This window comes from Leptolyngbya sp. KIOST-1 (assembly GCF_000763385.1).
Lineage (GTDB): Bacteria > Cyanobacteriota > Cyanobacteriia > Phormidesmidales > Phormidesmidaceae > Nodosilinea.
This window is the reverse complement of the sequence record NZ_JQFA01000002.1, coordinates 15,258-28,195: the sequence shown is the minus strand read 5'-3', so window position 1 is coordinate 28,195 and position 12,938 is coordinate 15,258. Positions and strand designations below refer to the sequence as shown.

11 protein-coding genes are annotated in these 12,938 nt (G+C 62.8%); 5 read left to right on the top strand and 6 right to left on the bottom strand.

The features are described from left to right. Nucleotides 1-8: 8 nt before the first annotated feature. The gene (locus NF78_RS00170) at nt 9-1,664 is read right to left on the bottom strand and encodes a SpoIID/LytB domain-containing protein (protein ID WP_035984234.1); all 1,656 of its coding nucleotides are present in this window, start codon (nt 1,662-1,664) and stop codon (nt 9-11) included. 446 nt (nt 1,665-2,110) lie between these two features. Here NF78_RS00170 and NF78_RS28730 point away from each other — a divergent pair, with 446 nt between their 5' ends. Further along, nucleotides 2,111-2,326 carry a Nif11-like leader peptide family natural product precursor gene (locus tag NF78_RS28730; protein ID WP_072015927.1) on the top strand — a complete coding sequence of 72 codons (216 nt, stop codon included), beginning with the start codon at nt 2,111-2,113 and terminating at the stop codon, nt 2,324-2,326. A 479-nt stretch (nt 2,327-2,805) separates the two neighbouring features. Here NF78_RS28730 and NF78_RS00165 read toward each other — a convergent pair whose 3' ends face one another. Continuing rightward, the gene (locus tag NF78_RS00165; RefSeq protein ID WP_035984233.1) at nt 2,806-3,474 is read right to left on the bottom strand and encodes a HEAT repeat domain-containing protein; all 669 of its coding nucleotides are present in this window, start codon (nt 3,472-3,474) and stop codon (nt 2,806-2,808) included. Between the two features lie 173 nt (nt 3,475-3,647). On the opposite strand from NF78_RS00165, the gene NF78_RS00160 reads away from it, so the two are divergent. Further along, nucleotides 3,648-5,303 carry a Ppx/GppA phosphatase family protein gene (locus NF78_RS00160; protein ID WP_035984231.1) on the top strand — a complete coding sequence of 552 codons (1,656 nt, stop codon included), beginning with the start codon at nt 3,648-3,650 and terminating at the stop codon, nt 5,301-5,303. Nucleotides 5,304-5,707: 404 nt separating this feature from the next. Here NF78_RS00160 and NF78_RS32060 read toward each other — a convergent pair whose 3' ends face one another. The 3 genes from NF78_RS32060 to NF78_RS00145 all read right to left on the bottom strand — a co-directional run bounded on the left by NF78_RS32060 (nt 5,708) and on the right by NF78_RS00145 (nt 7,168). After that, the gene (locus NF78_RS32060) at nt 5,708-6,370 is read right to left on the bottom strand and encodes a DUF948 domain-containing protein (protein ID WP_072015926.1); all 663 of its coding nucleotides are present in this window, start codon (nt 6,368-6,370) and stop codon (nt 5,708-5,710) included. Nucleotides 6,371-6,381: 11 nt separating this feature from the next. After that, nucleotides 6,382-6,717, bottom strand: coding sequence for a YtxH domain-containing protein (locus NF78_RS00150; RefSeq protein WP_035988184.1), 336 nt, complete (start codon nt 6,715-6,717; stop codon nt 6,382-6,384). A 94-nt stretch (nt 6,718-6,811) separates the two neighbouring features. Continuing rightward, nucleotides 6,812-7,168, bottom strand: a complete 357-nt coding sequence (locus tag NF78_RS00145; RefSeq protein WP_052049463.1) for a hypothetical protein — start codon at nt 7,166-7,168, stop codon at nt 6,812-6,814. Nucleotides 7,169-7,298: 130 nt separating this feature from the next. Between NF78_RS00145 and NF78_RS00140 the strand changes: the two genes are divergently transcribed. Beyond that, complete coding sequence (locus NF78_RS00140; RefSeq protein ID WP_035984229.1) at nt 7,299-9,452, top strand: S-layer homology domain-containing protein; 2,154 nt, start codon at nt 7,299-7,301, stop codon at nt 9,450-9,452. A gap of 160 nt (nt 9,453-9,612) precedes the next feature. Here NF78_RS00140 and NF78_RS00135 read toward each other — a convergent pair whose 3' ends face one another. Next, nucleotides 9,613-10,365: a class I SAM-dependent methyltransferase gene (locus tag NF78_RS00135; RefSeq protein ID WP_035984228.1), complete on the bottom strand. Its 753-nt coding sequence runs from the start codon at nt 10,363-10,365 to the stop codon at nt 9,613-9,615. A gap of 199 nt (nt 10,366-10,564) precedes the next feature. On the opposite strand from NF78_RS00135, the gene NF78_RS00130 reads away from it, so the two are divergent. Both NF78_RS00130 and NF78_RS00125 read left to right on the top strand, forming a co-directional pair. Further along, nucleotides 10,565-12,190, top strand: coding sequence for an ArnT family glycosyltransferase (locus tag NF78_RS00130; RefSeq protein ID WP_052049462.1), 1,626 nt, complete (start codon nt 10,565-10,567; stop codon nt 12,188-12,190). 145 nt (nt 12,191-12,335) lie between these two features. Continuing rightward, nucleotides 12,336-12,701, top strand: a complete 366-nt coding sequence (locus tag NF78_RS00125; RefSeq protein WP_035984227.1) for a hypothetical protein — start codon at nt 12,336-12,338, stop codon at nt 12,699-12,701. Nucleotides 12,702-12,938 lie beyond the last annotated feature (237 nt).

Here is a 12,938-nt window from a genome sequence, read left to right as displayed (position 1 = left end):
AGGCACCCTCAACTCGGCTCTCGCCAAAAGGTCAGATTCTCGCTGATCGGCTGCAAGGTGGTGCCGGGGTAATAGAACTGCAAAATGCGCTGGTAGCTCCAGCCCAGGTTGCCCAGACGGTAGGAGCCCGCCTGGCTTAGACCCACAGCGTGGCCCCAGCCGCCGCCCACAAAGCGATAGCCGGTGAGTTGACCCGGTGCCCCGTTGGCTCCAGCGCTGTGTATCGGCTCCAGGTAGAACAGCAGGCTGCGGGGGGGACGCAAGACCCGCACAATTTCGTCTTTTCTCAGCTGCACCACGCCCAGGTCGGTCTCGACGTCGACGATCTGTACCCGGCCTGAGTTGGCCCGCTCGGTAACCCGCAGCGACTTCACCCGGTTAAACCCCGCCAGGGGATGCTGCCGCCGACCCAGATAGCCCTTGAGGTCCGTTTCAATTTCGCTGAGGCTGCCTTCGTTGCGCCAGCGAAACAGCTGCCAGGTGTCTTCGTTAAAGCCTTTGTCGATCGCGATGAACCGCCGGAAACTCTCCTCGGAATTGAGCGGGTACTGGCTGAGATTCCACAGGCCGTAGACCGAATCGACCACCGGGCGCAGGTAGGGGCGATCGGGGCCATCCCACACGTCGCTAAAGGCGGCGGTGACCCCGCCTGTGGTGGACGAATAGAGGGCATCGATCAGCTCGTTTTCGTAGGTGAGCACCTGGCCCTGGGTGGCGATGATGGCCTGGTCGGTCACGGTTGCCGTGCCGGTCAGGCCCCGGTACACCTGGCACTGGGTGTCGGCGCAGAGTTCGTAGTTGTCGATCGCAAACCGACGTAAATTCCTCAGGGCGTAGGTGCGGGCCAGCACCGCCTGGGCCTGGATAGCGGGCACGGGAGCCCCAGCCCCGATCTCGTGGGGCACGACCCCGCGCAGGTAGGTCTCGATGGGCACGCTGTTGACCAGGGTGTAGGTGCCGTAGGTGTTGGGCTGTACCCGCAGGGTGCCGCCGTAGACGCGGGTGATGGGAGTCTCGCCGGGGTGGGTCACGCGCACCCGGCCGCTGGTGGCGCGAATATCGAGAGTATCGCGGTTGTAGCGGTAGCCGTTGGCCTCGAAGTAGGTTCTGGGAATCTGGCTCAGCACCCGACTGTCGAGGAAGACCTCGCCAAAACCCTGGGCCTGGAGGTTTTGCACCAGCAGCCGCCGCACCAGGGGGGTGCTGTAGGTCTCGCGGTTGGCCCACACTTCCCAGCTGCCGGGCTGGGCAATTTCGGGCTCGATGCCTCGCTGTCGCCACTGCTGGGCGCTGTACTCGGCGGTTTCAAAGCTGCGATGGTTGCCGAGCACCACGCGCTCGCCCAGGGTGGCCTCGGCCAGGGGTTGGGGGGTGAGGCCCAGCACCACGCGGGTGGTGGTGACGGTCTGGGGCTGGCCGTTGGTCTCAAAGCTGAGGGTGAGCTGTTCGCCGGGCAGGGCCTCGAGGGTGATGCGGTCCTGCAGGTCTTCGCCGAAGCGCTGCACGATACCGACTTGAATCACCGGGTTCTGGACGGCGGGGGCGGGGGCGGCGATCGCGGTGGTAAGGGCGATCGCCATGCCGCCTACGGCCCCGAGTAAGCGCTGCGATCGCCGGTTGACCAGGGGGCGAAGCTGAAGTCGGAGCAGGGAGAGCGTAGCCATAGGGCGCTAACGAAGTAGGGGGCTGCCCGCTAGTGGTGCAGTCGGGCCAAAGAAATTCTAGCGACTTCAGACGATTAGGGTATGAATCTTTCCTAGGCTTATTCTTGATGAGCAATTCCTATGCAATACCTCTGGGCTAAAGCCGCTGGTGCTACTTGTTTTTTCGCTACCTTTACGTTCATCGCCAGTACCTATCCAAAAGCGGTGGGTGCCATGCCGTGCATTCAATGCCGTGAGGAATTAGGACTAAACGTACTAAAAAGCAGCAAAACTTAACTCTTAAACGCCGACTGCGCGATGGGTTGGCTATACGGCCTCAAAGAAAAATTTTGTAATTGAAAGTTCCACTCATTGCTTATACCTTAAAAGAAGAGTAGAATTTGCTTAAAGTCTGTAATGATTTCTCTGTTTAATATAAGCAGCTAACGAAAATAGGAATTCCAAATATGTCTTTAGATCAACTCGAAGCGTTTTTAAAGAAAATGCAGTCTGAACCTGCACTTAAAAGCGAGGTGGTCAACGCAACAACTGCAGATGATGTTGCGCGAATAGCACTAAAACTTGGTTTTGAATTTTCAGGTGATGAATTACTGAGAATGTCGGGAAGAAAATTTGGCGGAGTTACTGTTAGAAAGACCGACCTACCTGGAGAGTATAATTAGCTTCTTCCTGGGATTGTTGGGTTGTGTGCATCCCACTTGTGTAAATTTGTCATTTTGACAGCTAGCTGGTTTGTAATTCCCGTGTAGACGGAAATCCACGGCGGACGACTTACTCCCGAATAGATTCCCACTTACATAGGATTGACGTAGACACTTGCAAAAGTGGGATGCACCCGTTGGGTTTCCTGCGTCAAACCAACCTACAGGAGATCTGCGATTGCACTTAGTTTGGAGTAAATTGCACAGAGATCGTTGGTTTCCTTCGTCAGCCTAACCTACAGGAGATCTGCGATCGCACTGGAGCGACCCCATCCCCGTGCCGCCCACCAGCGACATCCCCAGCGCAACCTCATCGGTAGACACTATCTGGATAGCGATCGCCACCAAAACCGTGCTGATTGAGTAACGCCCCCGCCCCCGATGGCCTACCCATTGCCGTTGGGGGCGGCGATTTGCACTTTGCACTCCGTGCAGCGGCACTAGCCATCTCGCCGTTTGTGCAGTCGGGTCAGGGCGATCCTGGCGGCTTCAGACACCTGGAAGTGGGAGTCTTTTTCCAGAAATCGCAGGGCCGGTTCGGTTTTGGGGGTGGGCAGGTTGCCCAGGGCTTCGGCCAGCCGCTGGCGCACCAGCCAGTCCTCCGACTGAGCAAACTTGAGAATTTCGTCCACCGCTTCCAGATCGCCAATTTCGCCGACGGCGGCGATCGCCGCCTGCTGCATCACCGTTTCCTCGCTTTGCAGGGCCTGCATCAGCACATCGTGGGCGCGGGGGTCTTTGAGGTTGCCCAGCGACACGGCCGCGCTGAAGCGCACCAGCCAGTCGGTGTCTTCGTAGAAGGCGCGCACCAGACTCTCAAAGGCGCGGGGATCTTCGAGATAGCCCAGGGCTCCGGCCGCATCGGCGCGAATGCCGTAGTCGGGGTCAGAGGTGAGCAGGTTGATTAAAATGTCAAAGGACTCTTCGTCGGGTTTGATCCCCAGGGCAAACACGGCCATTGAGCGAATTTGGAGATTTTTGTCGTCTAGGGCCTGGCGAATTAGCGGTGCCGCCTGGGCCGCGGGCACATCTCGCAGGGAGGCCAAAGCCAGCATGCGGTCTTTGGAGTCTTCGCTTTTGAGCTGGGCGGCGATCTGCTCTAGGTTCATGGGGCGGGATGCTGTGAGGGGTCTTTTTCAGTATAAAGAGGTGGTGCGGGCGAGGGTATCGGGCTAACTATTGAGCCTGAGTAAAGTTTTTCCATCAGTTTGATGGGTGACGACCGGACAGGTAAGATCTGAAGCAAAGCAGCAAGTCGGAAGCAACGCAGCAAGGGCGCACTATGACAGGGACTACCTCGATTCGCGAGTCGAGCACCGTGGCAACCGACTTTGTCAGCTTTGCTCCCACAGAAATTACCGGCGATCGCGTGCTGGCGGCGATCGATGTGGGGACCAACTCCATCCATATGGTGGTGGTCAAAATTCAGCCCGACCTGCCCGCCTTCACCATTGTCGATCGCGAAAAAGAAACCGTCCGCCTGGGCGACTTCAACGAGGAGACTGGTGGCCTGTCCGAGGCGGCGATGGAGCGGGCGATCGCGGCGTTGAAACGGTGCTGCGCGATCGCCAGCAGCCTCAAGGCCGAAGACATTGTAGCCGTGGCCACCAGCGCCGTGCGGGAGGCCAGCAACGGCAGTGCCTTTGTCGAACGGGTCTACGATGAAACTGGCCTCGCCATCAACCTGATCTCGGGCACAGAAGAGGCCCGCCGCATTTACCTGGGCGTGCTCTCGGGGGTGGAGTTCAACGGCGAACCCCACGCCATCATCGACATTGGCGGCGGCTCCACCGAGCTAATTTTGGGCACTGGCGAACCCCATCGTTTCCTCAGCAGTACCAAGGTGGGCGCGGTGCGTCTGACCGCCCAATTTGTCTCCACCGACCCGATCTCAGAGCCAGAATTCAGCACCCTGCGGGCCTACGTGCGGGGCATGGTCGAGCCCAATACCACCGGGCTCAAATCTCACCTCCAGCCCGACGAACCGGTCCAGCTGATGGGAACGTCGGGCACGATCGAGTGTCTGGCGGCCATCGTGGCCAGCGATCGCCTGGGGCTGGTGCCCGACCCCCTCAACGGCTTTCAGATCACCTACGAGGAGGTCTCCCGTCTGGTCGAAACCCTGCGCCGCTCTACCTACGCCGAGCGGCTGGAGATGCCGGAAATGTCGCCGCGGCGGGCCGAGATCATCGTAGCGGGGGCAGTAATTTTGCACGAAACCATGGGGCTGCTGAACGCCGACAGCATCACCATCTGCGAGCGCGCCCTGCGGGAGGGGGTGGTGGTCGACTGGATGCTCACCCACGGTCTGATCGAAGACCGGATGCAGTTTCAGAAGTCGGTACGCCAGCGCAACATTCTCAAAACCGCCAAGAAATACAAGGTCCACCTCGATCGCTCGGGACGGGTGGCCCAGTTTGCCATGGACCTGTTTGAGCAAACCCGGGGCAGTCTGCACAGCTGGGGCACCTTAGAAAAAGAGCTGCTCTGGGCCGCCGCTATTCTGCACAACTGCGGCCACTTTGTCAGCCATTCGGCCCACCACAAGCACTCCTACTACCTGATTCGCCACGGCGAGCTGCTGGGCTACACCGAGACCGAACTGGAGGCAATCGCCAACATTGCCCGCTATCACCGCAAGAGCGCCCCCAAGAAAAAGCACGATAACTACCGCAACCTGCCCACCCGCTACCACCGCCAGATGGTCACCCACCTGAGCGCGCTGCTGCGGCTGGCGGTAGCCCTCGATCGCCGGGGGATTGGCGCGGTCGAGAGCATTCAGTGCAGCTTTGATGCCGATGCCCACGAGTTGACTATGGCGGTGAGGGCCGCCCACCCGGGCGATGACTGTGCCTCGGAACTGTGGAATTTGAACTACAAGAAGGAGTATTTCGAGCAGGTGTTTGAGGTGAAGCTGCTGGCTCGACTGGTGGATTGAGTCCGGTACTGAAATGCGACTCTGAGAGTTATGTCAGCTCCCGTAGGCTGAGTGGAGCGGAGCTTAACCTAGACTGATGGGAGCAAGAGCATCGGTACAGTATTGTGTTGCAGCGAGGTCGGGGCATGCGAGCCACAACTGCGGCGGTAAGCCCAAGGTGCTACTGGGGCCATGTCGCTGGCCCCAGACCCCCGTCGACCAGGGGCGTTCCGCCGCCCTGGACCCGACGGAAAGGAGGGATTGATCATCGGTTTAAACCTTTGTGCTGCCAAAGAATCGGTAGGACTCTTTAAACCCTGTGGTGGCAGATTCGAGTCGCAGCCATGCTGAACCGGTACTCTATCGCGCCACCCAACCTACCAACTTCATTTTGACTGGGGCATTTTGAATTCCGCCTAGCGGCCCTAGTCTCGATTGGTTGGACGGCTAAAATCCTGGGGCGATCGCCGGGGGGCGGCTTCGGCCCTGGGCAGGGAGTCCGGGGCGGCTTCTGGGCGGGTTTCGGGGGCGGGGCGCAGGGAGGTTTCTTCTAACCGGGGAACGGCGTGGGCATCCGGGAGGGCGTAGTCGTCGGGGGAGGGCTCCCCATTGAGGTGGGTCAGCGGCGGCGCTTCGCTCTCGGGGCGATCGGGGGGGCGATTGGGGGAGGCGATCGCAGGTCTGGGAGCGGGCTCGCGGCGGCGGGGCGGCGGCGGTTCGGGGGTTTCGCCCGCCCAGGCGCGCCAGGCGGCTCTGGCTCCGGCCAGCACACTGCGGGTGCCGGTGTTCAGGCGCTGGGCTCCGGTCTTGGCGGTGACAAGGCTCTGGTTCACCTGCTGCACTACCTGCCCGGCGCTCTGCACCCCTTCGGTGACATCGTCGGTGAGTTCGGTGATCTCCAGGCCGGTGAGGCGAATGGCCTCCAGGGTGGGGGGCAGCTCCCGGCTGAGGGTGTCAAACATTTTTTCGGCGCTGCGAGCGGCCCGCCCCAGCTCTCGCATGGCGGGAATGGCTACCATCAGCACCGCCGTCAGGCTAACGACGACCAGCAAAAACGATAGGGCTAGCCAAAACAGCGGGTCGGCCAAAACAACTACTCCTACTCCTGCCCAGAGCCATTGGTGGCCACGGGGGCCGCCTGACTCAGCTGCTCATACTCCTGCCGGCTGGCCTCCTGCCCGGCGGCGATCGCCTCGCGCAGCCGACTCAGGGTCTGCTCCCAGTTGACCAGGGCCGTCTCCGACAGGCGATCGGCCTGGAGATGCACCGAGGTCGAGAGGTCTTCCACCAGCTCAGGCAGGGCATCGGCCGATTTTCTCAGAATGCGACGGGTTTCGCGCCCGGTGCGGGGGGCCATCAGCAAACCCGCCACCGCCCCCATGGCGGCGCCCAGCATCAGTCCGCCAACGAACCCTCCAGATTGCTTGTCGCTCATGGTTTTGTATCCTGTGGGTAGCCAAACCGTCGCCCTGCCCAGGCCCGAGTCGTCAACGGCTTCAACCATTGTACTGGTGGGGGCTGGGACATTCCTATCGTCTTCTAGACAGAGTCATTGTATTCATCTTTGGCCCAGGGCGGCGTCCCCGCGCCCGCAGCCAGCGGTTCGCCATGGGAAAAAGCCCCACAATGCCCATTACTTGCTCCAATCGCTGGATCTGAAACTGGAGCAGGCTGTAGTTTTGCCGCAAATAGGCCGTACCCGACTGACCGCGCAAAATGGCGGGGGGAATAACCACCGGGTCGAGCACATTGTGGGTATTGCGCTCCCAGTTGACCAGGGCATCGGCCACGGCTCCCAGGGTTTTGCTCAGCCGCCACAGTCGCCAGGCCACGTAAAAGCAAAACAGCGCAATCACTACATTCAGGCTAACGGCAACCGCAATCACAACTTTCGCCCTATTCTTTTAACTTGGCTAAATCATAACGATATTCTGGCATAACGATATTCTGCCATAGCGGTATTTTGCCATAGCGGTATTTTCCCCCCTGTCCGTGCTGTCGTTAGGACCTGCTCCGTTGGACCCCATCGCTAAGACCCTCGATGTCGATCCCATCCGGGGGGTAGACGAACCTTCGGGCCGCCCCCACCTGCCCCACAAAACCCTGACGGCGGCCCTGGGCTCGGCCCTGGACAATACGTTGGTCAAGCTGGCCCCCGGCACCTACAGCGTCGCCACCGGGGAACGGTTCCCCATCACGGTGCCTGACGGGGTGATGATTGCCGGGCAGGAGGCCACCCAGGGGCAGGGAATTGTGATCGTCGGGGGCGGTGCCGGGCCGGGGGGGCTGTCGGTGGGGGTGGTGATGCAGGGCCAGAGCCAGCTGCGCGGAGTGACGGTGCAAAACCCCCAGGGCATCGGTATTTTAATGTCCTCGGGGGCACCCCTGGTGCGGGCCTGCCGCCTGGGTCAGTGTAGGGTGGGGCTACAGGTGGCCGGTGCCGCCCGCCCGCTGGTGATGCACACCCGCCTGGAGGACTGTGGCGATCGCGGCCTGAGCTTTGCCGACCAGGCCCGGGGCGAAGCCCAGGACTGCACCGTGGAGCGCTGCGGTACCGCCGTCTACGTCGCTCAGAATGCCGCTCCGCTGCTGCACCGCTGCCAGTGCTTCAACAACCAGATCGGCGCACACATTTTGGGGGCGGCCAGCCCGGTGCTGCGGCAGAATCGCCTGGGGCAAAACCAGACGGGCCTGGTGGTGCAGGATACGGCCCGCCCCGACCTGGGCCAGCCCGACGACCCGGCTGGCAACAGCCTGCGCTACAACCGCCAGGCCGACCTGCGCAACGACAGCCGCCAGCCGCTGCTGCTGGTGGGCAACGATGTGGTGCCCCAGGGGCTGGTGGGGGCCGTCACCCTGGGGGCCAGCCAGCAGCCCGACCCCGCGGCGGTGCCGCCCACCCTGCTCGATCGCCCGGCCTCGGCCATTCCCCCCGCGGCTCCCGAGGTGCCCAGCCCGGCGGCACCGGGCCCTCCCGCTCCGGCCCCCGCCAGCCGATTTGCAGATCTGGGCAACCACTGGGCCACTCCCTACATTGAGGCCCTGGCCGATCGCGACCTGGTCAAGGGCTACCCTGACAACACCTACCGCCCCGACACCCCGATCAACCGGGCCCAGTTTGCCGCCCTGGTGGCCGCCAGCTACAGCTACCTGGCCCCGGTGAGGGCTTCGCTCACGTTTGTGGATGTGCCCCCCAGCCACTGGGCCAACCGCGCCATTGACCAGGCCCAGCGCCAGGGCTTTTTGGGCGGCTACCCCGACCAGACCTTTCGCCCGGAGCAGGGCATGGCGCGGGTGCAGGCCATGGTGGCGATGGCCACGGGGCTCCAGCTGCCGCCCGCCCCGGCCAGCGGGCTGGGGGTCTACCGCGATCGCGCCCAATTTCCCAGCTATGCTATTGATGCTCTGGCCAGCGCCACCCAGGCTGGGGTGATCATCAACCACCCCGACCCGACCCTGCTGCGTCCCCAGGAAACGATCAGCCGCGCCGAGGTGGCGGTGCTGATCTACCAGGGGCTGGTGGCCCAGGGCCGAGCTCCCCGTCTGGATACCGTTGCTACCCCACCCCCCGCCATGACCCGAGGCTCGTTTCCCGATATTCAGGCCCACTGGGCGCTCGACTTTATTCAGGGACTCCTGAACCTGGGCCTGGTACAGGGGGATGAGACGGGGCGATTCAACCCGGCCCAGCCCATGAGTCGGGCCCAGTTTGCCGCCCTGGTCAGCCGCGCCTTTGCCCCCGCCCCCCGCCGCCCGGCCCAGGCCTTTCGCGATGTGCCCTCGGGCTACTGGGGGGCCAGCGCCATCCAGACCGCCTACCGGGGCGGCTTCCTCTCGGGGTTTCCTGACCAGACCTTTGGGCCAGAAACGCCCCTGGTACGGGCCCAGGTGTGGGTGGCGCTGGTGTCAGGCCTGGCCCTGCTGCCCAACCAGCCCGGCAACCTGAGGCTGCTGGAGCGCTACCGCGATCGCGACCAAATTCCTGACTACGCGGTGAATGCGATCGCCAAGGCCACCCAGCTGGCGCTGGTGGTCAATGTGCCCGACCTGGCCCAGCTTCACCCCAACCGGGTGGCCAGCCGCGCCGATGTGTGCGCGGCGGTATACCAGGCGCTGGTGCTGCAGCTGCGGGCGGCGAGGATTGATAATCCGTTTATTGTGAGGGCGTAGGGGGGGTAGGTGAGTGGGAGGGTGGATGGGTGGATGGGTGGGTGGGGCAGGCTTAGTACTGGCTAGCAGAAAGAGAGCAACCTTTGCTGGGGGTGTTAGGGGTCAGGTGTCAGGAACGATTGGCTGACTTCGGCGGCAGAGTAACCAGGTGTCTGCCCTTCTAGGCAGGCTTTTCCAAGACCACCAGCAGGCGGGTGGCGAAGAGTTGGGGTAGGTGGTCGCAGAGGCGATCGATCGCGGTCATAAGCGGCAACCAGGCGGTGGGGTAGAGCTGGGGTTTGGAGTAGCCGCCGGAGGCGACGTAGGCGATGGCGGCGTAGCGCTGGGTAGCGACGACTCGAAAACCGGCCAAGTTGGGGGCGCGGTTGGCGTTGAGAAACAGGCGGCTGGCGTTGCCCTGGGCGGCGTAGTAGTCGATTTGGGCGGGGTTCCAGGTGGGGGGGGCGTGCCACTGAATCGGCTGGTGCAGGGCCAGGGGTTCGGGGTGGAGTACCCCGTAGACCAGCCGGCCCAGCAGGCTGACGCAGGGCTCAAACAAAATCACCCGGCCCCCAGGGGCCAGCGCGCGATCGAACTCCTGGAGGGCGGTGCCGGGGTAACGCAGGTGGTGAAACACGTCAAACAGCACCAGGTTGGCCAGGCTGCCGGAGTCAAAGGAGAGGGCGTAGGCGTTCTCGACCTGGTCAATCCAGGGGTTAGGGAAAATATCGGTGCGAATGCAGCCGGGGATCACCTGCTGAATGTCGGCTACCCCAGAGCCCAGCTCGACGGTGGGCAAGGGCAGCGGGGCCAGGTGGCGGGCAATCGCCTGGTGGAAGGTTTTGTAGATGGCGCGCAGGGCTGGCTTCCGACGCCAGGCGTCGCCATTGTTGAGCATTTCCTGATGGTGTCGATCGATGCTTTCCAGCGTCATCTGTGCTTCTGCCTCTCCCCGGGCCAAATCTGGGCACCATCATAGGCTCTCATTTCGCTGGGGCAAAGGGGATGGCCCAGGGCGGCGGTGCTGCAATGCTCCCAACGGCTCCGTCTATAGTAGGGTGGACACGGCCCCCCAGTGACCTCTGGCCCGCCAATCCCCAGCCTTTTTCCCTTAGTCAGACCTCAGATCTTCCATGCCTCTGTCCTTCAGCGCCTCCCCCCAGCGACTCAGCTCTGGCAAATCGTCCCTCGCGCCCTACCTTGGGCTGAGCCTGTGGGTGGGAATACTGCTGCTGTTGCGCAGCCCGGTGCAGAGCCTGATGCCCCACGACGAGGGCTGGTACGCCCAGCAGGCCCGCTGGATTGTGGAAACCGGCGACTGGGTGACCCAGCAGTGGTGGGGGGCTCCGGTGCACGATCGCATGATGGGCATTCAGTGGCTGATTGCCGCCTCCTACAAGCTGTTTGGGGTCAGTGAGTGGGCGGCGCGGCTGCCGGGGGCGATCGCATGCTGGGGGGCGGTGATGCTCACCTACACCATCGGTCTGCACTGCCTGACGCCGTCCATTGCCCTGTGGGGAGCGGCCATTCTGGCGGCCACCCCGATCTGGATGCAGGCCGCGCAGCTGGCGATTCAGGATGTGCCCCTGACGGCGCTGGAGCTGCTGGGCATCTGGGCCCTGCTACAGGCCGAAACCCGGCCCCAGCGGCGGGGCTGGGGCTTTTTGGCGGGCTGCACGGTGGGGCTGGGCTTTATGCTCAAGAGCATTATGGTGATTCCGGTGGTGATGGCCCTGGGGCCGTACCTGGTGCTGGAGCACCGCCGCCACCGCCACCTGCTGAACCCCGGGATCTATCTGGGTTTGATACTGGGGATGGTACCGGCGATCGCCTGGCTGGCCCTCAGCGTGCAGCGCTTCGGCATGCTGCCCATCGAGCGCACCTTTGGCCTGCTGCTCAACCTGGCCCAGGAAGACTTTCACAACGCCGGTCCCCTCTACTATTTCTGGAATATTCCGCTCAACGCTTTCCCCTGGCCGCTGCTGGCGGTGCCAGGGCTGTGGCTGGGGTGGCAGTCGCCCTACCGGCGCAAGGCGCTATGGCTGGGCTATCCGCTGGTGCTGTTTACGCTGCTGACGCTGTTCCGCACCCGCACCTGGTACTACCCCCTGCAGCTGTTGCCCTTCTTGGCGCTGCTGGCGGCCCTCACCCTGACCACCCTGGCGTCGTTTTACCGCCGGGGCCAGCGGCGGCGGCTGGTGGCGGGGCTGAGCGTTACCCTGGCGGGCCTGGGGGTGGTGATGGTGGTGGCGGGGGTGGTGGCGCTGCTGGGACCGCAGTGGATTGCGGTGGAGGGGCTGTGGCGCTACGCCCTGGTGGCGATCGCGGCGGGGTTGGGCTGGCTGGTGCCGCTGGGGGTTTACTGGCGCTATCGCTCCTGGTTGCAGCGGACGGAGACGGCCCCCCTCTGGCAGGGGGGCTGGCTGCTGGGGCCCTGGGCGGCGATCGCGCTGCTCTACGTTACGGGCCTGTGGGGCAACTACAACCCCGATGTCAAGCTGGCCCTGAGTACACCCCCGCTCCAGGCGGTGGTGGCCGATAACCCGGTTCACATTCTGGACCGCAGCGTTAGCCTCGGCATTGAAGATACGGTGTTGATCACCTTCTATACCCCCCAGACTGGCCGCGCTACCGGCGATTGGCAAACTCTGCCGCCGGGCAGCTACGTCTGGATCGCTGTCCCCGACCTGGAGGTGTTACCGGTGGAGGCGATCTCCCTGGGCCGGGTGCGCGACTGGGAACTCGTGCAGCTTCCTTAATCATTTGGTAAAGCCTCCGTAGCGGTGGCCAGAACTGGTGTTGTATTGACTACGGCCAGGGGCAGTCTAGGGCGGAGGCTCGCCGGTCCCCAAACAAGGGCTGGGCTGGTTCTGGGCTAATGTTTACCAATTTTGGAGCACGAGTATGGCTAAGTTTGGAGTAACGATGACGGCGACGGTGACGCTGGGCGCGATCGCGATCGCCACCACGGCCACAGTGGCCCAGGCGCAGTCCCGCGCAGACTGGCTGAACCAGGGGGAAACCGTAACCTACGACGGCTACCTGCTGGCGGATGAAGCGGTGTTTGCCAGCTGCGACAGCGACTGCGACGATCTCGATATCTTTCTCTACGACGCGGCCTCGGGGGCGCTGGTGGCCTCAGATACACTGCTGGATGCTGTACCCAGGGTGGTGGCTCCCTACAGTGGGAATTTTTTGATCGAGGTGGTGATGGCCAGCTGTAGCGTCAGCCCCTGCGCCACCTGGACTGACTCCGATGCCGGGTTTTAGCTAGAAGGAGCTGCCCGCAACTGCCCAGGGGAATCATTGGCCCAGGTGATGCGCGAAACCACCCACCAGCGGCCGTCTTCCCCGCAATTTGGGAATCCACCTGAAACTGCTCAGGGTGGATTCCCGCTGACTGGAAAGATTTGTTTAATCTGGCGTTGCTGGATTAAAGCATAAATTTGGGTAGGGGCAAACGGCCGTTTGCCCCTACGAGAGTCGCTAAATTTTTGATTCATACCT